The sequence below is a fragment of the Chryseobacterium sp. genome, assembly GCF_008831505.1.
In the GTDB taxonomy this organism is placed as follows: Bacteria; Bacteroidota; Bacteroidia; order Flavobacteriales; family Weeksellaceae; genus Marnyiella.
This window is the reverse complement of sequence record NZ_CP044507.1, coordinates 1,488,909-1,513,839: the sequence shown is the minus strand read 5'-3', so window position 1 is coordinate 1,513,839 and position 24,931 is coordinate 1,488,909. Positions and strand designations below refer to the sequence as shown.

Here is a 24,931-nt window from a genome sequence, read left to right as displayed (position 1 = left end):
CAACCAATTTTTATATGAAGAAATTAATTGTAGCGGTTTCGCTGCTCGGAATCCTGTTTACGGGACAGCTGCGCGCGCAGACCGAAACTTCAGGCAGAAATGAAATCTACCGTGCCACACATACCAAATCTACAGAACTTAAGCATACCAAACTGCGCGTAAACTTTGACTATGCAAAGGAGCAAATGAACGGCGAGGCCTGGATTACGGCATCTCCTTATTTTTACAACTCCGACTCCCTGGTCCTGGACGCGAAAGCCATGCTCATTCACGAAGTTGCGCTGGAAAAAAGCGGTGCCAGATCTCCGCTTAAATATACCTACAGCAATGATATACTGAAGATCAATCTGGATAAAAGCTACAACAGGACCCAGGATTATACGATGTACATAAAGTACACGGCCAGACCCAATGAGGTTACACAGACCGGCAGTGCCGCGATTACTGATGCAAAAGGGCTTTATTTTGTAAATGCACAGGGTACTGACCCAGATAAACCGGTGCAGATCTGGACCCAGGGTGAAACCGAAGCCAGCTCCGCCTGGTTCCCAACCGTGGATAAACCTAACCAGAAAACCACGCAGGAAATTTACATGACAGTTCCTGATAAGTATGTGACCCTTTCCAACGGCCTGATGAAATCTTCAGTCAAGGACGGCAAAGGAATGCGTACCGACCATTGGGTGCAGGACAAAAAGCATGCGCCTTACCTTTTCTTTATGGGGGTAGGCGATTATGCCATTGTGAAAGACAAATGGAGAAATATTGCCGTAGATTATTATGTGGAGAAGGAATACGAGCCTTATGCAAAACAGATTTTCGGGAATACGCCGGAAATGCTGGAATTTTTCTCCACTAAACTTAAATATGACTATCCCTGGTCAAAGTATGCACAGATCACTGCCCGCGATTATGTATCGGGTGCCATGGAAAACACCACAGCTGTGCTGCACCAGGAAGCTGCCCAGCAGAAGCCCGGCGACCTTATTGATGAAAACCGCTGGGAAGATGTGATTGCCCATGAAGCGTTCCATCATTGGTTCGGAAATATCGTGACCACAGAAAGCTGGAGCAACCTGACCGTGAATGAATCTTTCGCCAATTATTCGGAATACCTCTGGAATGAGCATAAGTACGGGAAGGATTACGCCGATTATACGCTGATGAAGGCTGCTCAGGGTTATTATGCGGATCCTGCCAACATTACCAAAGACCTTGTCCGATTTAACTATCACTCCAAAGAGGATATGTTCGACGGTGTTTCTTACAATAAAGGCGGTTCCATCCTGCATATGCTCAGGAATTATCTGGGTGATGACGCTTTTTACGCTGGACTAAATGATTACCTGAAAACCAATGAATATGGCACCGGCGAAGCCTCACAGGTAAGACTTTCGCTGGAGAAAGTTTCGGGTAAGGACCTGAACTGGTTCTTCAATCAGTGGTTTTATGGCAGCGGACATCCAAAACTGTCTTATACAACCACGTATGAGCCTGTTAAAAAGCAGGTAACGGTCACTTTAAGCCAAAACCAGGCAGGCGACGCTTTCGAATTTCCACTGGCGGTTGATGTTTACGAAAACGGAAAGCCCACGCGCCGCAATGTATGGGTGAATGCCAAATCACGTAATATCTTCAGCTTTCCTGTAGCGAAAAACCCGGATTTCATCAATCTGAATGCGGACGGTGTGCTGCTGGCGGAAATTACTGAGAACAAAACTCCGGAGCAGTATTTCATGCAGTATTCCGGCTCCAAAGAGTTTTTAAGCCGTTATAAAGCCGTAGATAATGCTGCAGAGAATTCCGCACAGGCGGCATCTTTAAAAACCATAACTGCGGCACTTAAAGATCCCAACTTCCGAATCCGGATGCGCGCTCTGGCCGGTCTGGACCTTTCTAAAGCTGATCACTGTAAAGCTGCATTGGGCGAAGTTGAAAAGCTGGCCTCAAACGATCCGAAGACGCTGGTACAGGCTGCGGCCATTTCAGCATTGGCAAAGACAAAGAACAAGAAGTACCTGCCGGTATTCGAGAAAGGCATAAGCGCTGTTTCCAATTCGGTTAAAGCCAGTTCACTGGCCGCAATCGCCGGAATCGATCCTTCGCGTGTAGGTGCCCTGGCCGACAAAATTGACCTGGAGAGCGCAGGGGAAGATCTGATGACCGAGCTTCTGCCACTGATCGTAAAGAATAAGATAGAAAAGCAGATGCACGCCATCGCTTCTACAGTGGCCTTTTATCCTTTTATTAAATTCCAGAATCCACAGTTGGGCACCAGCGCGGAGGAAGGATTCAACTGGATCATGACCTCCGACAATCTGAAAGCTACCGAAAACCTGACCAAGATTCTGATGCAGGCCAAGGGGCAGATCGGCCAGAACCCGCAGGCTAAAATGATGATCAGCCAGATGCTGAAGGACGGGCTGCAGAAAAAGATGGGTGTGCTGAAAGCCAATCCGGCAAGCCCAACCATCAATCAGCAGGTAGATCTTATCAATAAAGCCATTGAGGCCTATAAGTAATTATAATATAGATAAACGCAGAAGGCTGTTCCCCAGGGAGCAGCCTTTTTTAGTATTCAGTTTTCTTACAATTCCATCGCTTGATACGGAAAACCTGTAACTTCCGCTTCGGCAGGATTATAATAAATTTATCCTTATAAAGAGTTAGATCAGTCAGTCCATTCGTTTCAACATCGACTTTTATAAAACAACTCCGTTAACTGAGCCTTTTCTGGATGGCTGCAGCCGAGAGACCGTGAATAAGCACTGATAAAACAATTACTACCGTAGTAACCTGAATAAGCTCCGTAGAATTCGGGAAATCTGCTTGGCCAAACGCATACATGAGGTAGAAAATTGACCCGACGCCACGGATTCCGTAGAAGGAAAGGACAAATTTCTGAAAAGCAGACAGGTCGGTTCCTCGCAGGGCAATCCATCCCGCAAGTGGCCTTATGAACAGCAGTACTGCCAAAGCAGTCACAATCGTTTTCCAAACCAACAGGTTCTCAAAGGTGGCATAGACGTAAATTCCAATGACAACAAAAAGCAGGGCTACGAAGATGCGTTCAATTTCCTCGGTAAAGTCGTGCAGGTTATCCATGTGCTTTACCTTCTCCTCACGATAACTGAAAACGCATGCAGCTACGAAAACGGCAATAAATCCGTAGCCGCCCATAAGCTCCGTAATCCCATAGGGGATAAGCGTAACGGCCAGCGACAGTATTCCCCGGCTGATGTGCGAATGATGATTATCAGAAGTCATTGTGAAAATCAGTATATACAAAAGCCACCCCGTAATGCCGCCAATAAGTGTTCCGGCTACAATTTTGTACAGAACTTCTATATAGAACCACTCGGAAATCCACTGGGTGTAGTCCAGTCCCTGTGCTGCCATAAAAATAGCGAAATAGGTGAAGGGGAAGGCCAGGCCATCGTTCAGCCCTGCCTCCGAAGTAAGCCCCAAACGGATAGGTGAAAGATCTTTTTTGCTGGGACGGCTGGTCTGTAAATCAGCGGCCAGTACCGGATCAGTGGGAGAGATCAATGCACCAAAGAGAACAGCGGCAGCGGGCGCAAGACCCATGAACCACCAACCCGCATATGCTGCGCCAATGATGGTAAGTGGCATGGTAATGACAAGCAACCGAAAGGCATATTTCCAACTCTTCCAGGAAAATGGTTCTCTTATCTTTAATCCTGCATTGGTTAATGCGACAATTACCACAAATTCCGATAACCTCCGGATAATGTCCGAATGCTGCATGACGTCAAAATCGGTGTACTCCCTTCCGGTAAAAGCAATCAGAGCTCCGACCACCAGATAAACAATAGGGGGTGTAAGGTGTGTCTTTCGGAAAACGTTCGGAATTAATGCCGCAAGCAACGTTATGACTCCTGCGGCCAGCAGGAAATAATTATAGGGTTCCAGAACAAACAGGTCAGTCATGGTTAGTTTTATTTGATTAGGGTTATGCATCAAACGGCTGATGCCACTCCTGCTAAAGCCTTTCTTTTAACAAAAACCATGCATTTTTTCTTGCCATACTCTTATTTTGCCCCCGCGATACGTCCCGCAGACACAGGGGTCTAAACGAAGTGCCGTCGTCTTACCGTCATACAACTTTTATCTCGTGATTAAAGAAAGTAATAATTTTGAAAAGATCTGTTCCGAAAGGTTTCTACTTCTTCATTATAGGGTTTGAAAGAGGGTGCCATGGCAGTAATTTTGCCGTAGCATCTGAAAATCAGCGTTATGGACATAGTTGAGATCCTAAAATAATCCATATGACTCCGTGGACAGTGGGAAGTTTCGTAAAGTGACACCATATGTTGCTTATGACACGAACCAGATTGTAAATCTAATGATGACAGGCTTTCCTGGGTCCGATTGGGTGCTTGTTCATGCCGGCATGCCGGCTTCAGGAAAGGAAATTCTTAACGAGTCACCTTCTTATTTTTTTAATTTTTTCCTCTAAATGACTGTATTAATTTTTTAACGTCCTGTATTGCATCTTTACTGTATGCGAGAAAGGACGCGAGAAAGACATAATACTGACCTTCTTCCGTGAATAGTATTACCTGGTAGATTTCTTGTTCAGGTTTATCATTATTCTTCGCAAAAAGTTCGTATCCAATTAAGCCACCAATCTCTATTTTATTAATTCCTTTCGAAACGATTACGGAATAATCTTCAGGGATATTTCTTTAACCGCGTTATGGAAAAAAGTTTTTTGTCTGCAATTGTCATTTTTGCAAATGACCTGTCCGTAATTACGGTAGCTTTATCATAACATTCAGTGGGAGTTTTACCGTCCCGATTAAACAGCATGCCATTCCCCATAACTGACTTAAACCTAAGATTTGTACCACTTTCATCCAACGAATAGTCCAAATCTGATCTCGGATCAACATTTATCGAAGAGTCAATAGTGATACTAAATATGCTGTTATGGATTTGCCAGCCAAGCTCAACAGAATCTTTAGGAAAAATTCCATTAATCATAACAGTAAATTTGTCATCGCCATAAACAAGTACATGTTTTGAGAAAATCAAGTTGTTTATGTTATGATCAACCTCAAAATAAGAACCTGCGTAATTACCAACTGTTCGCTCCTCTTTCCTTTTGAGTGTCATACCCCTTTTTCAGATTTTCAGCATTCAGACCTTTATAAATTTCCTCATATGGTCCCGGGATTTCAGTCCACCTCACCCTTTAAATTCACCGTATCGTAAAGATCTGTCCTTCGGTCGCTCATGGTACGTACGGCGCCGTAGTGGTGAAGTTCCTTAAGTAAATTGAGGTCTACATCTACAATCAGGGTCGTTTCCGTGTTTGGGGTAGCTTCTCCTTTAATGGCATTAGACGGAAAAGCAAAGTCGGAAGGCGTAAAGACGGCTGCCTGACCAAACTGGATGTCCATATTGTTAACCCCCGGAAGGTTGCCCACACAACCGGCTATTGCCACATAACACTCATTTTCAATCGCCCGTGCCGCAGCGCAGTGCCGCACCCGTGTATAGGCGTTTTGCGTGTCGGTGAGGTAGGGAACGAAAAGGATTTTCATGCCCTGGTCGGCCAGGATTCTTGGCAGTTCCGGAAACTCTACGTCGTAGCAGATCACCAAACCAACTTTTCCGCAGTCGGTGTCAATTACTTTAATCTCGTTACCGCCTTTCATCCCATAAAATTTCTTCTCATTAGGGGTAATGTGGATTTTTCGGTGCTCGTCTATCCGACCGTCTCGGTGCAGCAGATAGCTTATATTGTACAGGTCATCATTTTCCACAATCGGCATGGAGCCGGCGATAATGTTGATATTATAGCCAATGGCCAGTTCGGAGATCTTATTCTTTATTTCTTCTGTCAGTTCCGCCAGTTTAAACATACTTTCCCTTTCCGAAAGATGATTGAAAGGAGCCAGCAGCGGCGTGTTGAAAAACTCAGGAAACATAATGAAGTCCGATTTATAATCGGCCATTACATTCACAAAGAATTCAACCTGCTCATAAAAGGCATCAACTGTTTTGAAATGTCTCATCTGCCACTGCACAAGTCCCAGACGGATAACGGAATCCTGCATTGTATTGGGCTTGTTGCTGTAGTATATATTATTCCATTGCAGAAGTACCGCGTTTTCCTTGGAATGCAAATCTTCCGGCAGGTAATTTTTCAGAATGCGTACCGGCAGGAAGTTATTGGACAGCTGAAAACTCAGGACCGGATCGTAAATTTCTTTTTTCCGCACCTGCTGAATGTACTCACGAGGCGAAAGTTCGGCACTGTGCAGGTGGTAGTTCGGGATCCGTCCGCCCACCATAATAGATTTCAGGTTGCGGGTTTCGCAAAGTTCCTTCCGTGCATCGTACAGCCGGCGTGCAAGCCTTAATTTCCGGTACTCAGGATCCACAAAAACTTCAATTCCGTAAAGCACATCACCCGTGTCCGAGTGAGTGCTGAATGTATAGTTGCCGGTAATTTCTTTATAAGTATGATCGTCGCCGAACATTTTATACTGAACGATAAGTGCCAGCGATACTGCCGCAATTTTACCGTCTACGGTGATACAGATCTGTCCGTCCGGGAAGATTCGCAGCAACTTTTGTATGCTCTTTTTGGACCAGATGCTCTCGGACATGGTAGGATAAGCCTTCTTCATTGTTTCGCGAAGCTCGTCATAGTCTTCAATTGCCAGGGGTCTGATGTCTATCTGCATAAAAAAAATATTTTTGTGTAATTAGGTTCCGTTTACGGTTGCGCACCGACACTCAAAAATTATTCCGTAAGAAGTTTCAGATTAAAGAGGTATTTCCTCACCTTCAATGAATTTCTCGCCTGTAATTCGGGTTACCAGCATGGAGGCCACTGTATCGCCGGTTGAATTCAAAAGCGTAGCCAGCGGATCTACCAGTGTGCCCAAAATCATAACCGCGGGAATGGCTTCTACCGGCAGCTGGTATACTGAAATCATCAGCATTTCGCCTACATATCCGCCATTGGGTATACCTCCGGCAACAATGCTAACAAAGACAGTAATTCCTAAGGCTAAGAGTAAGTTAATTGGGTCAAAAAAATCCTGCCCGATAATCAGGAACGCCACATAGATCTTGATGATGGACGACATGGACGAACCGTCTTTGTGCAGGGTGCTGCCCAGTGGAATCACAATATTCGCTATGGTAGCCGGTACTCCTATCCTTGATGCTGCCTGCAGGTTAGCCGGCATCGTTGCAAAACTGCTGCAGGTGGAAATTGCAGTAAGACCCGGATAGATATTGTTTTTCCAGAATCTGCGGATACCATCCGGACCCATAGCCATAAATGCATAAAGGGAGAAGAAGACAATGAAATAAACAGTACCGGCGGCATAATAAAGTCCGAGTGGCTTCGCATAGAACCCAAAAAGCTGAGGACCAACAGTTGCTACCTGATAGGCGAAATAAGCACCCAAACCTATTGGCGCAGCTTTCATCACCATTAACAGCAGTTCCTTCATCACCTCGTACCCTGAAGCCAGAAAAAGGCTGAAAGGTTGGCCTGCCGCGCCGCTTTTGCGCGCTGCCATTCCGGTAAGAAAGGCAAAGATGAGCAGCGCCAGCATATTTCGCCTGGAAAAGAGTTCTGTGAATTCGCCCACTGAGAAAAACCTGACCAATCGGTCGCTCCAGCTGTCGTCTGAAGCAGGTAAAGCTTCCCCAGTTGAAGGCAGCGCTTCGGTAGGGAAGAAGTAAACCACACCTACTGTAAAAATAGCCGCAATAAGGATGGTAAAAAGAAAGGTACCGGCCATGCTGAAAATAATGCGGCCGAAACGCGACTGCTGCTCCAGTGACGCAATGGAATTGGCCACCGCGAAAAATACCAGCGGTACTACACTTACGAAAAGGAGATTCAGGAAAATATCGCCCAGCGGTTTAAGATATTCTACTGCCTGCGGCCAGAAAATGCCCAAAAGACTGCCCGCAATTATCCCGGCCAGTAAAAGCAGAAGGCCTGAATAGTTTTTCAGCACTGAATTCATAAAGACTTTTTTTCAAAGTTAATTGAAATTATGTTGTAAAATCTGTAATTTTGAAGAAAGCCCCACATAAAATGGCATATATAGATTACTACAAAATACTTGGAATAGCCAAAACAGCCACGCCCGAGGAGGTAAAAAAGGCCTACAGAAAACTGGCCCGCAAGTATCACCCGGATGTGAATCCGGGCGATAAAGAGGCCGAGAGAAAATTTAAGGAAATCAATGAGGCCAATGAAGTCCTGAGCAACGCTGAAAACCGTTCAAAATATGATAAATACGGCGAGCACTGGCAGCACGGCGAAGAGTACGAAAGAGCACAGCAACAGCAACGCAGGCAAAAGCAGGCACAGGGCACCGGTGATTTCGGTGGATTTTCAGGTGCTGATTTTGGTGAGGGCGAAGACTTTTCAGATTTCTTTCAGAGCATGTTTGGTGGCGGTGGAGGAGGCTTCAGGAATGCGCGTGGCTCTGCCTCCGGGAAATTCAGGGGGCAGGATATTTCTGCAGAACTGCAGCTTCATTTGAGAGATGCCGCACGAACGCATCAGCAAACGTTTGAAATCAACGGTAAGAAAGTCAGGATCACCATTCCGGCCGGAGTTCATGACGGGCAAAAGATAAAACTTGCCGGGCACGGAAATCCCGGATATAACGGCGGACCCAGCGGCGACCTCTATATCACTTTCGCCATAGCGGAAGACCCCCATTTTACACGAAACGGGGATGACCTGGCCGCTGTGGTTACAATCGATCTTTATACCGCGATGTTAGGAGGCGACGTAAAGGTGAAAACCCTGGATGGTGAAGTAAACCTGAAGGTGAAACCCGAAACCCAAAATTGTACAAAAGCCCGGCTGAAAGGTAAAGGATTTCCGGTCTACAAAAAAGAGGGTCAATATGGTGACCTATATGTTAGCTACAATATTGAGTTGCCGAAAAATCTGACGGCGCGGGAAAAGGAACTGTTTGCAGAACTTCAAAAACTTAGGAAATGAGCCAGAGAATATCACGTGAGGAGCTTGTAACGCTCTACAATATAGAAATCAATTTTTTTGATGAGCTTGAAGAATCCGGACTGTTGAAAACGGAAACTGAAGACGAGGTGAAATACCTGTATTATGACGATTTACCGGCGTTTGAACGCTTTGTAAACTGGCATTATGACCTGGAGGTGAACCTGCCGGGACTGGAAGTCATCAGCCATTTGCTGGACCAGATTGAAACGCTGCAGGCAGAGAAAAGAAACCTTTTCTACCGGAAAGGACACAATTTCATTTTCGGAAATGAAGAAGAATAGCTTAGTCGATCTGAAGTTGCAGCTAATTAAAGATCACCACATAAGATAAAACCCCTTAAGCAAAAGCCAAAGGGGTTTATTATGAAATCTTGTTTTCTTAAAATTAATCCAGCCAGCCCATCTGTTTCATCCAGTCGTCGTTATAGATCTTGCCTACATAACGGGAGCCGTGATCGTGCAGCAGCACTACAATGATATCGTCCTTCGTGAATTTATCCTGCATCTGCTTCAGTGCAGCGATGGCGCTTCCTGCTGAATAGCCGCAGAAAATACCCTCTTCTTTAGCCAGTTTCCTGGCATAGACGGCACCGTCCTTGTCCGTCACCTTTTCAAAATGGTCAATGACGCTCATGTCGTAGTTTTCCGGCAGAATGTCTTCACCAATCCCTTCAGTAATATAGGCATAAGCATTTTCCGGATGGATTTCACCGGTTTCGTGAATTTCCTTCAGTATGGAACCGTAAGTATCCACACCAGTAATGTGGATATTGGGATTGCGCTCTTTAAAGAATCTGCCGCAGCCTGTAACGGTACCTCCTGTTCCGGCGCCGGCCACAAAATGCGTCAGTTTACCTTCTGTCTGTTCCCAGATTTCCGGTGCTGTTTGTTCATAATGGGTCTCGCGGTTGGAAAGGTTGTCATATTGGTTCACGTACCAGCCATTTTCTGTCTGCTCTGCCAGACTTTTGGAAACAGAGTAGTAGGAACGCGGATCATCCGGCGTCACATCAGTAGGGCAAACAATCACCTCGGCACCTACGGCGCGAAGGATATCACATTTCTCCTTGGACTGCTTGTCGTTAGTTACGAAAATACATTTATAACCTTTTACGATTGCTGCCAGGGCCAGTCCCATTCCTGTATTTCCGGAAGTTCCTTCCACGATCGTTCCGCCGGGTTTCAGACGGCCGTCTTTTTCCGCATCCTCAATCATCTTTACGGCCATACGGTCTTTCACGGAGTTTCCGGGGTTAAAGGTCTCCACTTTCGCCAAAACCAAAGCCGGGAAATCTTCGCCCAAAACTTTATTGAGTTTTACCAGAGGTGTATTGCCAATGGTTTCTAATATATTATTTGCAAATTTCATATCTGAACTTTTTATTTTTATGTGTATTTAATGGATTTGGCCGGCGATATCTTGGAGATCAGATAGCTCGGGAATATCATAGCGAATGCCGACACCAAAAGGATTCCTGCCGAAATAACCAGGGGAATCAGCGGATTAAGGTCCACCGGAACTGTACTGATATAATAGTTCTCCGGATTAAGCTCAATAATTCCGAAAACCTCCTGTAGCCCAAGCAGGACCAGACCGATCAGATTGCCAAACACCAGTCCCGGTACCATGATCAGCAAGGTGTAATAAATGAATAGCATCCGGATCTGAGCGTTGCTGGCACCCAAAGTCTTAAGCAAACCTATGGAATTCGTCCTTTCAATAATCAGGATCAGCAGCACCATTACGATGTTAATGATCACTACAATGAGCATGATGACGATGATTACCGCGATATTATTGTCGAAGATATTGATCCAGTCTACGATTTGCGGGTATTTTTCAGTAGCTTTTTCGGTATAGTTCTTCAGGCCTACACTGCGTTCAATTTCGGGCGCTGCGTTTTCAATGTCATCAACATTTTTCAGGAAAATATCAATGCCGCCCACGTCATCCTTTTTCATATCCAGGATTTTGCGCGCATGGTTGATGTCGCCCAGGATAAACTGGTCGTCAATCATCTTGATGTCGGTCTTGTAAATGCCCACCACCTCAAAATTCCTGTAAATGGGCTGTTGGTTCTGTTTTGAAAATATAGCAACTATGCTGTCTTTCACACCTAAATGCAGGTCACTGGCAATCTTCTCAGAAATTACCACACCGTTATTATAGCCATCTTCGGTGACCTTTGGCGTTGTACCGCTAATGATGAATTTCCTGAAGCGGTCGTGATCAAAATCTTTTCCAATGCCCTTCATTACCACGCCGGCAAAGTTGTGCTCATTCCGAAGAATGCCGCTTGCGCTTACATAGTTCTGCGCTGTAGCTACATCGGGATTGGCCCTTATTTTCTTGAGGTCGAGACCGTTTTTGTCCAGAACCGAGGAATCGTAAGAAGAATTGGAGCGCTTGGATTTTATGTTAATATGTCCGCTGAAATCGGCCATCCGCAGTTTGATGGCTTCCTTGGAGCCGAATCCTACAGAAACTGTGAGCAGGGAGACAATGATGCCGAGAGCTACAGAAAGCCTGCCGATAAAGATGATAATCCGTGAGAGATTATTTTTGTTATCTTTGGAAAAAGCTATTTTTTTGGAAAAATATAACGGAAACTTCAAGCAGATAATTTTAGCTGCCAAAATTAGAGATTTAGTTCTTATTTGCCTAATATTTTTAGCAATAAACCCCTTAAGTGCCCAAAAGACAGACTGTTTTCTGGCTGCTGCCGACAGGCATGAGCTCTATCTTCCTCTTCTTAAAAATAAAAATGTAGGAATAGTAACCAACCAGACAGGCCTGCTGAAAGACCGCACACACCTTGTGGATTTCCTGGTAAAGAATGACATTAAAATCAAGTCCATCTTTGCGCCGGAACACGGCTTTCGCGGAACTGCAGATGCTGGTGAACATGTAAAGAGCGGAGTAGATACCAGAACAGGTATCCGCATCGTTTCCCTCTACGGTAACAATAAAAAACCCACACCCGACCAGATGAAAGGTCTGGACGTTATCCTTTTCGACATCCAGGATGTCGGTGTGCGCTTTTATACGTATATCTCCACACTGACCTATGTAATGGAAGCAGGTGCTGAAAACAATGTGGAAGTGATCGTGCTGGACAGGCCCAACCCGCACGACGGTTATACCGATGGCCCTGTGCTGAAGGAAAAGTTCACGAGTTTTGTAGGTATGCATAAGGTTCCGGTGGTATATGGACTTACTATGGGTGAATACGGAAATATGGTGAATGGTGAAAAATGGCTGAAAAACGGAGTTAAGGCAAAATATACCGTTATTCCGATGCTGGGGTATCATAAGACCCAGCGTTACGGTATGCTGGAAAAACCTTCGCCCAACCTTCCAAATGAAAAAGCGGTCAACCTCTATCCAAGTCTCTGCTTTTTTGAAGGTACACAGGTTTCTGTGGGTCGCGGTACAGCATTGCCGTTTCAGATCTATGGCTCGCCCTGGACCAGAAGTTTACCTTATCAGTTCACACCCCGGCCAACCGAAGGTGCCAAAGACCCTTTCCTGAACGGAAAACTTTGCTACGGTGAGAACTTATCTGATAACAGTGAAATTTTGCGCAGGATTAATCTGGAGTGGTTGCTGAAGGCTTACAAAGAGTATAAGAGCCCACAGCAGGATTTCTTCCTGAAGAATCTCTTTTTTGATAAACTTGCCGGTACAGACGAACTGCGCAGGCAGATCATTGCAGGAAAATCTGAAGAAGAGATCAGGGCCAGCTGGAAGGAGGGCCTGGCTGAATTTGAGAAAATCAGGACCCGATACCTTCTATACCCCAATTAAAATTTCCGTTTATGCGCCGTTTAATTGTCTTTTCTTTTGTCTTTATGCAGTGGTTTGCCCTGAGTGCACAAACCTCACTTAATGCGGGCAGAATTACGGCGGAAAATTATTACGAGGAAATTCCCTTTGAGTATGAAAACCGGTTTATCATTATTGAGGTGCTTTACAGGGACAATACTGAAAAATTCCTGTTTGATACGGGAGCTGCCAATGTGCTTTTTGGTGAAAGCAGCGTCAGCGCATCCGGCACATCTGTCAAAATTCGTGACTCTAATAATAACCAGGTTCAGGCGGGCATGATCACCGCTCAGCAGTTCAGGATCGGCAGTCTGGATTTTGACGGCATGACTTTCATTCATTATCCTGAAGAAAATATCCTTAGCAAATGTTTCGGCGTGAAAGGTATTATCGGGCCTAATTCATTTGCAAAGTCCGCTGTACAGATTGATTTTGGCCGGAAGCTCATTATTGTAACCAATGACCGCAGCAAACTGGACCTTAGCAGGCACAACCTGTTCCGCATGAACAGCAAGAGCAGGCAGCTGCTCCCTTTTGTTTATTTTGGCCATCAGGGTTCGGGGTCGGTAGAGGTGAACTACCTGCTGGACAGTGGCTTTTCCGGTGCCGTCTATCTTGCTGAAGCAGACCGTAAGAAACTGCAGAAGAAGGACGCGATTGCTGAAACTGAGACCGGTCGCGGTACGGTTGCATATTCTTTGTTCGGACAGAATGATGACCAGAACCTGATGCGCGTACGGCTGAAGAATCCTCTCACCTTTGCCGGCCTTTCCCGTCATGACGATTATGTTTTCATCTCCAAAGACAATGACAGTAAGATAGGCAATGAGATCATGGAAAAACTGAACCCTATTTTTGATTTTGAAAGAAAAGAAGTCTATTTGCTGGCCACTCCCCAGCAGATGTATGCCGAAAAGAGAAATATAGCCACGGTCGCCGACGGAAAAAAGCTGAAAATCGCTTCCCTATGGGGGCCTCTCCTGAAAACGGCTTCGGTGGGTGACGATGTTGTGGCACTGGATCAGGTGGAGGTGCTGCCCATGGATCTCTGTACCTCACTGAAAAACCGCGACGGATTGTTTGCCGGTGTAAAGCTCATTCGGGCGGTAAACCAGAAGACAGGCAAGACGTACGAGTTATCCATACGCTAGCTGCAGTCTCTTTCTAATCAAAATCATGCGGCGGCCTGTCGCCGTCGTTGCGGTTGCGGTATACAAACCACATACCTATCGTAAGACCCGCCACACCTGCCCCAGCCGTCATCAGTGCCCGTTGCAGTCTGTCGGTTTCAGGATTGCCTATATAATTCATCATAAAAAGGATGATAAAGGTTATCGCAGCAACGATCAGGAATCTGTAACTTTTAATATTCATTATTTTATTTTATAAGAGAGCATTACGCCGGCGCGGTAGGGCAGCCATTCGCCGCTGCGGTTCCAGCCTGTAATTTCATCATATCTGACCCCCAGGCTTTCGTGATAGCCTTTGTAGACTGACTGCGCATTCCCACCTCCCGCAAAAAGATCAATATTCCAGTTGTCAGACAGTTGCAGCTGATATCCAATTGTGGCTCCCAAAAGTATTCCATATCCATCCTGGTAAAGTTCTGCCTTGTTGTAGACAGGTGAACTCGGTGTAAGCTGATAAGGTCCTTCGCCCCAATGGTTCCATTTTTGAGCAATAAAACGTATTCCGCTGATGTTGGCACCTACATACCACTTGCTGAAAGCGCCTTTGAAGTAATACCGGCCCTCCAGTCCTGCCATGTAAAGTTGTGCCTGATGACCCGAAAAAGATTTCCAGGGTGAGACCAGGGCATCGGCCTGTACTGTAAACTTCCCGCTGAGCTGGTATTCTGCGCCCACATTCACTACGCCTACAGGCAGCAAGAGTGCATTTCCTTTAATGTAAAGCGTTCTGGAATCCTGTGCCGCAGCCAGCACCACAGTACACACAAGGAGTGCGGAGTATAGTTTTTTCAAATAATTCAGTTTAGCTCGGTTAGTAATTTTTCAGCCGCGCTGCTGTCGGCCCCTTTTTGTTTTGCCAGCCTTACAGCAGCCTCAGCATACATTTTTGCTTCCGCCTTCTTGCCGGATTTCTGGTAAAGTTTGGCCAGGATATAGCTGTTTTCCGGAGTTTCACGCATCTGCACCGAACGCTCGGCCCATTGCTGTGCGGCTTTCAGAGCGGCCGGGTCAGTGGCTTTTGCAGAAAATATCCAGGCCGCCTTCAGTTGCTCAGTAGGATCTGCCTTTGTATTGTTCTGAAAGTAAGCCAGGGCAGCTGCCTGATAGGCCGCGAAATTGTCGGCTTGTTCGTAAAAGTCCAGTTTACGGCGGTTCAGCTCCCTTTCGGCAGCTTCCTTTCCAACCAGGGGTTCAGTTTCCTTTAAAAACTGCCTCGTGTTCACGGTTTTGGTTTTCATGTCAACTGAAGTTTCCCAGGACTTCTGGATTTTCAGCTGATTATCGAACTGCTTAAAGGTCTGCGCCGGAAAATGCTGCAGTAATGCACTCTGGTTTTTCTTGAAGACACTGTAATTGGGGTCATCCACGCTTTTGATTGCGAACATCAGGTATCCAACCTCCTCCTTGGTAAATTCTGGGGTCATCTTGTTTTTAAAATACCTTTCCGACGCCTGCTTTGCAAAATCATAGTCGGTCTCAGCATGCAGTTTGATGATGTTGATGAGGAATTGCGGGTCTTTTTCGCCTTTTTCAAAACGGGCTTTCATGGAACCCATATTTTTTACGGCTGAATGGGCTTCCTTTCCTAACTCCAGAAAAGTAGATTCCGGCATATACCCCATGTTTCGCGATACCAGCTGTCCGTCACCATTGATGAAGAGAAAAGTGGGGTAGGAGCGTACACCGTAACGGGCTGCCAGCTCCAGGCCTTCACCCTTTTCCATATCAAATTTTCCGTTAATGAAATTGGCGTTATAGTAATCGCCCACCGTTTTCTGGCTGAAGACATTCTTGTCCATGAGCTTACAGGGACCGCACCACACGGCCATGGCATCGATAAAAATAAGTTTGTTTTCTTTTTTGGCCTGCGCCAGCATTTCACTGAAGGTGTTTTTCCGGAACTGTATGCCGTCCTGTGCGGAAAAACTGAGGGACAGAAGCAGCGCAAGAGCTGCAAATATATTTTTCATTCTCTGATTTAAAGGTTTGGAGAGCGAAGATAATTAATATTTTTTGGAAAAATAAGTTGAACTGTTTGAGTTTGCATTGGCAACTGCATGAAAGCATAAACTTCCAGTTAGCTCTCTTTAGGAATTGCGTAAGGGAACATTTGTCCCTTTGGACTGGACTGCGACGTCGAAATTTTTCAACATCCGGAGTTAATAAAGAAAGAAATCCTTCTGAAAGACTGCTTTATAGGTTTAATTCTAAAATCGAAACTTTCACAGACGGTCAAAAAGCTGCCGAAACTTCCTTTTAACGAGCTTTCATTGTTGGTCTGCCAAGCCCAATGAAAGCTTAGCTATAAGGTGTAGTCTCTCTATTTGATTAATTTAGTTGATTCTGTTTGATTGTCATCTAGATCAGTTACAGTTAAAATGTACAATCCACGATCTAGTATTATTTCATTCAGAAAAATGCTGTCTACACTTTTAAATTGATTTTCGTAGATAATTTGACCAGCAGTATTGGTTATTACAATTTTAAAAAACCTGACTTTAGGATCGATTACGATTTTTGAAGTTTCATCAATTGGGTTTTTTGTAATAGTTAGTTTAAGGTTCTTCTTCTCAAAATTTTGAACATTTAATAAAATCGGATTGTTTCTGCATTCAATTGTAGTAACAGAATTATTAGAGTTTAGAATAATTGGATAAATGTCTGAATCTGAATCTATACTAACAACATTTTGCAAGAAAGGTGTTTGAGAAGTAGGAAAGGATTTTGAAACCAATATTACGCTTGTGTTTAATGTTGAAAGATTTCCAGTGGTCATATTACCATATGTTGTCACATAATTCATAAAATCAGTTTTATTAAAATTTGAATTCAAATTTGGGATATTTTCCAATTTTGCATAATACTGATACAAACCATTATTCTGCTGATAGCAATTTAGTTGAGCGAAGGACAGATCAATGGTCATAAATAAAAACAGGATCATTAGTTTGTCTTTCATATCATTAATTTTTGTATTTCTTGGGAGTTGACAGCTAACTGCCGGGTATTTTTGTAATAGAAGGTTATGATAGCGGTGTTTGTAAAGATAACAAAAAGGATAATAACTAAAATCGCCGTATTATTTACCTTCATTCCCGCTAAAAGAAGTAGCATGTTAAATAATACCAACCGCGGCCTTGCCTCTCTTCTGTTTAGAATTTTGGTAAAAAAAACAATAAAACCGTTAAAATGAAAAGTCTCTCTAAAAACTGCATTGGGATCCTAAATCGTAATACCGACTACTTCATCGAATGTTAAAAAATCACCGTCGGTTCCACTTGTGCCGCGGGGTTAACTGGCTCTTAGGTCTAACCTCTGCGACTTTAAAAAAGTCAAATACAAACACATTTCACAACTTTTGAACATCGCCGCTTTCATGTCCCGCCGCGTGAAAAAAACTGCATAAAAAAAACCACCTACATTGCTGTAAGTGGTTTGTGGTTTCTCCAGGGATCGAACCAGGGACACACGGATTTTCAATCCGTTGCTCTACCAACTGAGCTAAGAAACCGTTAACTTCTGTTGTTTTAAGTGCTGCAAAAATAGAATCTTTTTGCATGCGGCGCAAGTATTTTCGCGCTTTTTATCGTGTTTTTTCTAAACTGCCTGATTTTCAGATTTATTATTTTCCTGTTCCTTGCGCATTTCTTCACTCATCTCTTCCAGAACCGGCTTTATGGTGCTTTCCGGCAGGTCGCTTATCCGGATGTACATCAGTCCGTCTATGGCATCATTAAACTTCGGGTCTACATTAAAGGCAACTACCTTCGCGTTCTGCTTAATATATTTCTTAATCAGTACGGGCAGCCTGAGCTCCGGCTCCAGGTCGTCGATGATTTTATCCAGCTTGTTCAGGTCCGATTCCACTTCGTCCAGAAAAAGGTGCTTGTCGCGGTCCCTGAGTTTGATCTTGAACTCATGTTTGGGATGAATGTACTGGGCCACTGCCGAGTCGTAATAATTGGAGCGCATAAATTCAATGATCAGTGATTTGGAGAAATCCGAGAATTTATCGGAGATGCTAACACCTCCCATTAGGAACTTATGATCAGGATTGCGGAGGCATACATGCACAATGCCGCGCCAAAGCAGGAAAAGGGGCAGGGGCTTCATCTGATATTCCTGCAGGATGTAGGCACGGCCCATTTCTATAACCTTCCGGAAGAAAGGATGGATTTCCTGGTCAAACTCAAAGAGCGAATTGGTATAGAAGCCTCCCACGCCGTGTTTCTTCATAATTTCCCGGCCCAGACCCATGCGGTAGGCACCGGCGATTTTCTTCGCCTCACTGTCCCAGAGGAAAAGATGGTAGTAATGCTGGTCAAATTCGTCCAGGTCATAAGGCAGGTTGCTGCCCTCGCCAATAGCACGGAAGGTAAGCTCACGCTGGCGCCCGATCTCCCGCATAATGGACGGGATCTCGTCGTAAGCCGCAAAATAGACTTCATAGTTTCCGTTGCTGAAAAACATCTTGTCGTTGGCCCGCAGGGTGGCGATCTCCTTTACGATGTCTTCCGTGGGGGTTTCATCAATAATATTCTGGATAATGTTTTCCTCCTTCAGTAGCAGCGGAAACTTAATGTTCAGGTTGGGCAGTTTCAGGATATCCGGCAGGGACTTACGACGCTCATAATAGGATTTGAGCATATAAACCTTGCGTTTCAGGAATTCGCCGAGTTCTTCCGCATCTTCCTGCTCCTCAATCACTTTTACAGAAATTGGCTTTCCAATTCGCATCCGGATGGGTTTTTCACGATGATGCATCATTTCAGACGGCAGCAACATGGTCTGCAGATTGGGATGCAGTTTTGCAAGCCTGTAAAATGCTTTACTGTTCTTGGCATGGAAGTACATCGGAACCACCGGAACTTTCGCCTTCCGAATCAGCTTAATGGCAGGTTTTTGCCATTCCTTGTCCATTATTTCATTGAATGCATTGTTTCTGTTTGAAACCTCACCGGCGGGAAAAATGCCTACACAGCCGCCTTCAGCCAGGTGACGCAATGTGTCGCGCATTCCACCGGAACTGCTGTGAAGTTCTTTGCGGTTCTCAAACGGATTTACGGAAATGACATAAGGTTCCATTGGCTTGATGCGCGACAGCAGAAAATTTCCCATGATCTTGAAATCCGGCCGTATCTCAGAAAGTATCTTGGTCATCAGGATGCCGTCTATAGCTCCCAGGGGGTGGTTGGCTACCAGGATAAAGGGGCCGGTTCTGGGAATTTTTGCCAAATCTTCAGCAAATACGATGTATTTAAGGTTTCGCTCCCGTACAAAAGCATCAAAAAATTCCTTGCCTTCTTTATTCTTTACCTTATCATAAAGATTATTTACCCTGTCTATATTGGTCAGACGCATAATGGCGGCGGAAAGTGGGTTTTTTATGAAACCCAGTCTGCTCATGCCCGATGCATTTATCAGATCCTGTTTGGAAATTAAGCTCATTTTTATCGAAGGGGAATTAGTTATCGGATCACCATCTGCACGGTATTGTGAGAAATCTGTTCCAGCAGAATTTCCTTGTCTGCGCAATACCTGGTGACATCCTCAGGTCCTGCGTTGCGTACGGTAAAAAGTGACACTCCTGCCGTCATCTCCGTTGTGAATCCGGCGTTCAGATCTCTGTTGAAATCCTCGAGGTGGCCATATTTATCCTCCAGGCACAAGGCCAGTGATATGGCTGTATTCTGCATAAGGGACACTTTGATCTGGTATTTGGCGAGAAGGTTGAAGATCTGGCTGATATGCTCTTCTGCAATGAAGGAAAAATCACGGGTAGCGATGTGCACCAGAAACTGGTTTTCTTTCAGGATATAGGACGGCAGGTTGCTGCTGTTGCCGGAGCCGCTTACACGGGTGCCGGCTTGGTCCGGTTCCAGGAAAGATTTAACGTAAAAGGGTATATTTTTCTTCTGAAGCGGCTGCAGGGTTTTCGGGTGGATTACCGAGGCACCGAAATAGGCCATTTCAATGGCATCTTCGTAAGAGATGCTGTCCAGCAGCTGAACGTCTGAGAATTTACGCGGGTCGCCCGTCATCACGCCGGGTACATCCTTCCAGATAGTCAGCGATTCGGCATCCAGGCCATAGGCAAAAACAGCCGCACTGTAATCCGAACCTTCGCGGCCCAGCGTGGTGGTGAAATTATTGGGATCCGAGCCTATAAAACCCTGGGTAACATAGCTCTGACTCCGGTTCAGGTCACCGATATTGCCAAGGGTGATCTGCCACTGAACATTACCTTCGCGGTAATTTTCGTCGGTCTTGATATATTCCCGCGCGTCCAGCCACTGGTTGGAATACCCGGCAGAGTTCAGGTATTCGCTCAAAATTCTGGAAGAAAGCAGTTCACCTGTGCTTACGGTCTGATCGTATACATAGCTGTAGTTTGGTGATTTGTTCTTCCTGAGGAAATTCAGCAAATCATCTGCTATTTCCTGCAGTTCACGCATAATGGGAGCATCCTTTGTAAAAAGTTCAGCAGCCGTTTGCAGATGACTGTTTATGATCTTATCCACCGCCGAGAAGTAATCACCTTTTTCAAAGTAGAGTTTTATGACTTCTTCCAGTGCATTTGTCGTTTTGCCCATGGCCGATACTACCAAAAGACACGGATGCACATCCTGGCGCTGCAGCACAGTGGCAACATTCCTTACTCCTTCTGCATCCTTCACAGATGCGCCTCCAAATTTAAATACCTTCATTTAACGTATTGGTAATCAGTTGAAAAATTAAAATACCGTGGTGCAGTACGACGATGGGAATAATTTTCAAAATTAGTGATTTTGGCTGATAAATGAAAACGCCTGAACACAGGGTTTTATGCCGTCTGCCGGTCTGAATCATTTTGCTGAATTAGCCTGCTATATTCAAAGAATTTTCCGAAATTTGTGCAAAATCAAAAACCCACAAATGTCAGAAAACGCATTACAGACCCTAGGTGAATTTATAATTGATAAACAGGACGACTTTCAGTATTCTACGGGCGAATTTTCCCGCCTCTTAAGTGCCATCCGGTTAGCTTCCAAGGTAGTGAACCGCGATGTAAACAAGGCCGGTATCGCAGATATTGTAGGTCACGTAGGTATGACCAATGTCCAGGGGGAGCAGCAGCAGAAACTGGATGTACTGGCAAATGAGATTTTCATTACCGCACTGTCTCAGCGTGAGGTCGTTTGCGGTATCGCATCAGAGGAAAATGATGATTTTATTGATATCAAATGCGGTCCTAACGGACATTTAAGTAAGTACGTGGTACTGATCGATCCACTGGACGGTTCATCAAATATTGATGTGAATGTTTCAGTGGGGACGATTTTCTCCATTTACCGCCGGGTAACGGAACCGGGAACTCCTGTGCAGCTGGAAGATTTCCTGCAGCGGGGAGTGGACCAGGTGGCCGCCGGTTATGTGGTTTATGGTTCATCTACGATGATAGTTTATACCACCGGGAATGGAGTAAACGGATTTACACTCGATCCAAGTTTAGGGACCTACTATCTGTCCCATCCTAATATGAGGTTCCCTGAAAAAGGTAAAATTTATTCCATCAACGAAGGGAATTATTCCAAGTTTCCGCAGGGAGTGAAAAATTACCTGAAATACTGTCAGATGATGGAGGGCGACAGACCGTATACTTCGCGGTATATCGGATCTTTGGTGTCGGATTTCCACCGCAATATGATAAAAGGCGGAATCTATATCTATCCTTCTTATGCCAACGCACCCAATGGTAAATTACGTTTGCTGTACGAATGTAACCCTATGGCGTTCCTTGCCGAGCAGGCTGGTGGTAAGGCTTCCGATGGATTCAACCGGATTATGGAGCTTGAGCCAACGGAACTTCACCAACGCACACCTTTCTTTTGCGGTAACACCGAAATGGTGGAAAAGGCAGAAGAATTTATGCGCATTGATGTTGTAAAAGACTAATAAGCAGATTTGTAACATACAGGAAGGCGCGATTTTTCGCGTCTTTCTTTTTAAGGCGAATTTTATGAAAACGGCGGAATATTTCAAACATGTCCTGGAATTTGAGACACCGGGCGGTACTTCCCGAGGGGTTTTAAATACTAAAGAAACCTATATTCTGAAAATATCCGAAGGCGGTCAGGCAGGAGTAGGTGAGTGCGGTATTTTCAGGGGCCTTAGCTACGATGATGTGCCCGGTTATGAGGAGAAACTGAATTGGCTTTGTGAACATATCAATGAAACTGAAGAGATCCTGAAAGCGGAACTGCTGGCTTTTCCATCGGTGTGGTTTGGATATGAACAGGCCATCCGTAATCTGGAATTTGGCGGAAATATCTACTTTCCGTCGAAGTTTACTGAGGGCGTAGGTGCCATTCGGATCAACGGTTTGATATGGATGGGAAATGCAGAACATATGCGAAAGCAGATTTCAGACAAGTTGGAGAAAGGCTTTACATGTTTGAAACTGAAAATCGGTGTAGACTGGCTCACTGAGAAGGTAATATTGAAACAGTTAAGATCGGCTTTTCCGCAGGAGCAACTTGAAATCAGGGTTGATGCCAACGGCGCCTTTTCTTTTGAAGAAGCACAGACAGTTTTGGCCGAACTTGCAGAGTTGAATATCCATTCCATAGAACAGCCCATCAAGGCGGGAAATGTTTCACAAATGGCCGGATTGTGCCGGAGTACTCCTACACCGGTGGCGTTGGATGAAGAACTTATCGGTGTATTGAATAAACAAGATAAGGAGACACTGTTAAAGGCGGTCATGCCCCAGTACATCATTCTGAAGCCATCGCTAGTTGGAGGATTTTCGGGTTGCGACGAATGGATTGAACTGTCAGAAAATTTGGGAATAGGCTACTGGATCACATCTGCGCTCGAAAGTAATATAGGCCTGAACGCTATTGCGCAGTACACTTTTACAAAGAATAGTCCTTTGCCTCAGGGCCTGGGTACAGGCGGACTCTATACCAATAATTTTGAAAGCGCATTAATCTTAAATGGTGAATCACTGACCTTTAATCCGGATAAGGTTACTCTACTTCAGGAATTTTAGAAGGGGGGCAATAAAGAGGTCAAAAACTTCGATGTGTGGTGAATGTCCTACATTCTCCAGCTCAACCAGTGTTGATCCTTTGATTTTCTTCTGGGTTTCCTTGCCAAGATTTTGGTAGAGACCCATCAGAGGCTGCAATTCCTTAGGTGCGTTAGGCTTTCCGATGGCCGTGCGGTCCCGCGTGCCTATGATAAGGAGGGTAGGAGAAGTGATTTTTTCGAAATCAGCGACAACTGGTTGCGTGTAAATCATATCAGTGGTTAACGCTGCATTCCAGGCTGTAACCGGAAAATCAGGATGGATCGTCCAACCGGCAAGTAAATTCAGCCATTTATCATACTCAGGCTTCCATTTACCGTCGTAATAAAATTTCAGCTGATAGTCCCTGTAACTATCGTAGGTGTTCCTGAGTTCGGAGGCGTACAGTTTGTCGATATTCTGGTAAGGTGAAAATTTACGGTAATCTTCCAGACCTATTGGATTGGCAAGAATGAGTTTCTCTACCTTTTCTGGATACATTACCGCCATTTTCGTAGCCAGCATGCCACCCATGGAATGGCCCAAAACCACAAAAGTGCTGATTTCGAGGTCATCCATAATGCTTTTTGTGTTTTCAGCCAGCTGCTGAAAACTGAACTGGAACTGCTTAGGTTTTGATGATTTCCCGAATCCGATCTGGTCCGGCATTATTACACGGTAACCCTCTTTCGTCAGGGCTCGTGCAGTTTCTTCAAAATAGTAACCGTTAAAATTTTTTCCGTGCAGAAGGACAACTGTTTTACCATTGGGTTTTGCTGGCTTTACATCCATATAAGCCATCCTAAGTTTCTGTCCCTGGTTTTTCAGTTCTTTAAACTGGACCGGAAACGGATATGCAACTGTGCTGAGTTCTGCATCCAAAGGCTTTAGAGCTTTCGGTTCCTGCGCATTCATGAAAACCGATAGAAAAGAAAATATTAAAAACAGAATTATTTTGATGTTCATTTGAAATTTCTTAAAAATTAGACGCAAATATCTGTTTAATAATCTGCCCGGAAGGCATTAAACAGATTTTCTTCGGATGATATTGATAAGGCTGCTGCCGAACAGAACCACAGCACAGATCAGGGCAAAAATGTATATCGTTGAAGAATTGTCAATATTAGCCTGCGCTATTGCAACAAACGCCCAAGTTCCCACCAGTGCAAATATTGGTGAGTCCCGGCGCCAGGTCATCAGTAAATGGATCACAGTTGCAGTTGTAATCAGGATAACTGTCCATATTTCACCTGAAATTCCCCAACCATCCCAACCGATCTTGCCCAGCCAGGCGGCCGTGGCAACTATCAGCGCAACGCTCATCCAGCCCGCATAAATTTGGAAAGGTACGTTCACCATCCATTTTTTACCTGCTGTATCTGCAAATTGTTTGGTTTCAAGCAGAATTTTGGTCAGCGAAATCATGGCAATTACCAACAGCAAAACAGACAGCCCACTCCAGCCGTTCAGCCAGACCACGATCCAGGCACAATTGGCGAAGCACGAAACTACAAACCACCATCCAATTCGCTCTACGATTTCATCGGCATCATCTATATCAGTCCGGAATAAGCCGCGTCCTGTATAGATCACGAAAACAAATAGAAGGAGATAAATGAGGCCCCAGATAGAGAAAGCGTAGCCCGCCGGCGTAATGGAGGTGTGGTACTGGTCCGAAACATCGCCTATGGTTTTACCGTCGAAGATTCCGGTGTTACTCAGGTAGTTGAAGATGATGGTGGCCACTAAAGCCACGCCGTTGGCAATCTGTAATGTTCTTTTCATACTCAGAAGTTTGAAAGCTGTTTGGCCGGGAAAATCCGG

The 24,931-nt window shown here is 44.9% G+C and carries 21 protein-coding genes and 1 tRNA gene; 7 read left to right on the top strand and 15 right to left on the bottom strand.

Going from position 1 to position 24,931, the window contains the following annotated elements:
• Positions 1 to 14: 14 nt before the first annotated feature.
• Entirely contained in the window at positions 15 to 2,522 is a 2,508-nt protein-coding gene (locus F7R58_RS07110; protein ID WP_158064240.1) for a M1 family metallopeptidase, read from the top strand.
• Between the two features lie 196 nt (positions 2,523 to 2,718).
• Here the strand turns inward: F7R58_RS07110 and F7R58_RS07105 are convergent, their stop codons facing one another.
• From F7R58_RS07105 to F7R58_RS07085, 4 genes are all read right to left on the bottom strand, one after another.
• Complete coding sequence (locus F7R58_RS07105) at positions 2,719 to 3,951, bottom strand: cation:proton antiporter (protein ID WP_187695213.1); 1,233 nt, start codon at positions 3,949 to 3,951, stop codon at positions 2,719 to 2,721.
• A gap of 744 nt (positions 3,952 to 4,695) precedes the next feature.
• Positions 4,696 to 5,139 (bottom strand): hypothetical protein, encoded by a 444-nt coding sequence (locus F7R58_RS07095; RefSeq protein WP_158064238.1) that lies wholly within the window; start codon positions 5,137 to 5,139, stop codon positions 4,696 to 4,698.
• Between the two features lie 62 nt (positions 5,140 to 5,201).
• Positions 5,202 to 6,719: a bifunctional GNAT family N-acetyltransferase/carbon-nitrogen hydrolase family protein gene (locus F7R58_RS07090; protein ID WP_158064237.1), complete on the bottom strand. Its 1,518-nt coding sequence runs from the start codon at positions 6,717 to 6,719 to the stop codon at positions 5,202 to 5,204.
• An 81-nt stretch (positions 6,720 to 6,800) separates the two neighbouring features.
• Positions 6,801 to 8,024: a dicarboxylate/amino acid:cation symporter gene (locus tag F7R58_RS07085; protein ID WP_158064236.1), complete on the bottom strand. Its 1,224-nt coding sequence runs from the start codon at positions 8,022 to 8,024 to the stop codon at positions 6,801 to 6,803.
• A gap of 71 nt (positions 8,025 to 8,095) precedes the next feature.
• On the opposite strand from F7R58_RS07085, the gene F7R58_RS07080 reads away from it, so the two are divergent.
• Both F7R58_RS07080 and F7R58_RS07075 read left to right on the top strand, forming a co-directional pair.
• Positions 8,096 to 9,019 (top strand): DnaJ C-terminal domain-containing protein, encoded by a 924-nt coding sequence (locus F7R58_RS07080; protein WP_158064235.1) that lies wholly within the window; start codon positions 8,096 to 8,098, stop codon positions 9,017 to 9,019.
• Positions 9,016 to 9,321, top strand: coding sequence for a chaperone modulator CbpM (locus F7R58_RS07075; protein ID WP_158064234.1), 306 nt, complete (start codon positions 9,016 to 9,018; stop codon positions 9,319 to 9,321). The genes F7R58_RS07080 and F7R58_RS07075 overlap by 4 nt, the downstream gene beginning before the upstream one ends.
• A gap of 103 nt (positions 9,322 to 9,424) precedes the next feature.
• Here the strand turns inward: F7R58_RS07075 and F7R58_RS07070 are convergent, their stop codons facing one another.
• Together F7R58_RS07070 and F7R58_RS07065 are read right to left on the bottom strand one after the other, a co-directional pair.
• Positions 9,425 to 10,408, bottom strand: a complete 984-nt coding sequence (locus tag F7R58_RS07070; protein WP_158064233.1) for a PLP-dependent cysteine synthase family protein — start codon at positions 10,406 to 10,408, stop codon at positions 9,425 to 9,427.
• A gap of 17 nt (positions 10,409 to 10,425) precedes the next feature.
• Positions 10,426 to 11,655 carry an ABC transporter permease gene (locus F7R58_RS07065; RefSeq protein WP_158064232.1) on the bottom strand — a complete coding sequence of 410 codons (1,230 nt, stop codon included), beginning with the start codon at positions 11,653 to 11,655 and terminating at the stop codon, positions 10,426 to 10,428.
• Positions 11,656 to 11,659: 4 nt separating this feature from the next.
• On the opposite strand from F7R58_RS07065, the gene F7R58_RS07060 reads away from it, so the two are divergent.
• A complete protein-coding gene (locus F7R58_RS07060) occupies positions 11,660 to 12,847 on the top strand; it encodes an exo-beta-N-acetylmuramidase NamZ domain-containing protein (protein ID WP_229723870.1) in 1,188 nt (395 codons plus the stop codon).
• A gap of 11 nt (positions 12,848 to 12,858) precedes the next feature.
• Positions 12,859 to 14,016, top strand: coding sequence for a hypothetical protein (locus F7R58_RS07055; protein WP_158064230.1), 1,158 nt, complete (start codon positions 12,859 to 12,861; stop codon positions 14,014 to 14,016).
• 13 nt (positions 14,017 to 14,029) lie between these two features.
• Here F7R58_RS07055 and F7R58_RS07050 read toward each other — a convergent pair whose 3' ends face one another.
• The 7 genes from F7R58_RS07050 to F7R58_RS07020 all read right to left on the bottom strand — a co-directional run bounded on the left by F7R58_RS07050 (position 14,030) and on the right by F7R58_RS07020 (position 20,762).
• Entirely contained in the window at positions 14,030 to 14,239 is a 210-nt protein-coding gene (locus F7R58_RS07050) for a hypothetical protein (RefSeq protein ID WP_158064229.1), read from the bottom strand.
• Entirely contained in the window at positions 14,239 to 14,847 is a 609-nt protein-coding gene (locus tag F7R58_RS07045) for a DUF3575 domain-containing protein (RefSeq protein WP_158064228.1), read from the bottom strand. Before F7R58_RS07045 ends, F7R58_RS07050 begins: the two co-directional genes overlap by 1 nt.
• Before the next feature lie 5 nt (positions 14,848 to 14,852).
• The gene (locus tag F7R58_RS07040; protein ID WP_158064227.1) at positions 14,853 to 16,025 is read right to left on the bottom strand and encodes a thioredoxin family protein; all 1,173 of its coding nucleotides are present in this window, start codon (positions 16,023 to 16,025) and stop codon (positions 14,853 to 14,855) included.
• A 350-nt stretch (positions 16,026 to 16,375) separates the two neighbouring features.
• On the bottom strand, positions 16,376 to 17,014 hold the full coding sequence (locus F7R58_RS07035) for a T9SS type A sorting domain-containing protein (RefSeq protein ID WP_158064226.1): 639 nt from the start codon (positions 17,012 to 17,014) through the stop codon (positions 16,376 to 16,378).
• A 479-nt stretch (positions 17,015 to 17,493) separates the two neighbouring features.
• Positions 17,494 to 17,566: transfer RNA gene (locus F7R58_RS07030), tRNA-Phe, on the bottom strand.
• 86 nt (positions 17,567 to 17,652) lie between these two features.
• A complete protein-coding gene (locus F7R58_RS07025; RefSeq protein ID WP_158064225.1) occupies positions 17,653 to 19,503 on the bottom strand; it encodes a lysophospholipid acyltransferase family protein in 1,851 nt (616 codons plus the stop codon).
• Positions 19,504 to 19,523: 20 nt separating this feature from the next.
• Complete coding sequence (locus F7R58_RS07020; RefSeq protein ID WP_158064224.1) at positions 19,524 to 20,762, bottom strand: aspartate kinase; 1,239 nt, start codon at positions 20,760 to 20,762, stop codon at positions 19,524 to 19,526.
• Positions 20,763 to 20,970: 208 nt separating this feature from the next.
• On the opposite strand from F7R58_RS07020, the gene fbp reads away from it, so the two are divergent.
• Positions 20,971 to 21,990 (top strand): class 1 fructose-bisphosphatase, encoded by a 1,020-nt coding sequence (fbp, locus tag F7R58_RS07015; protein ID WP_158064223.1) that lies wholly within the window; start codon positions 20,971 to 20,973, stop codon positions 21,988 to 21,990.
• 64 nt (positions 21,991 to 22,054) lie between these two features.
• Complete coding sequence (locus F7R58_RS07010) at positions 22,055 to 23,089, top strand: o-succinylbenzoate synthase (protein WP_158064222.1); 1,035 nt, start codon at positions 22,055 to 22,057, stop codon at positions 23,087 to 23,089.
• Here F7R58_RS07010 and F7R58_RS07005 read toward each other — a convergent pair.
• Positions 23,072 to 24,073, bottom strand: coding sequence for an alpha/beta fold hydrolase (locus F7R58_RS07005; protein ID WP_158064221.1), 1,002 nt, complete (start codon positions 24,071 to 24,073; stop codon positions 23,072 to 23,074). The two genes, F7R58_RS07010 and F7R58_RS07005, sit on opposite strands and share 18 nt — an antisense overlap.
• Before the next feature lie 57 nt (positions 24,074 to 24,130).
• Positions 24,131 to 24,892 carry a tryptophan-rich sensory protein gene (locus F7R58_RS07000; protein ID WP_158064220.1) on the bottom strand — a complete coding sequence of 254 codons (762 nt, stop codon included), beginning with the start codon at positions 24,890 to 24,892 and terminating at the stop codon, positions 24,131 to 24,133.
• Between the last annotated feature and the right edge of the window lie 39 nt (positions 24,893 to 24,931).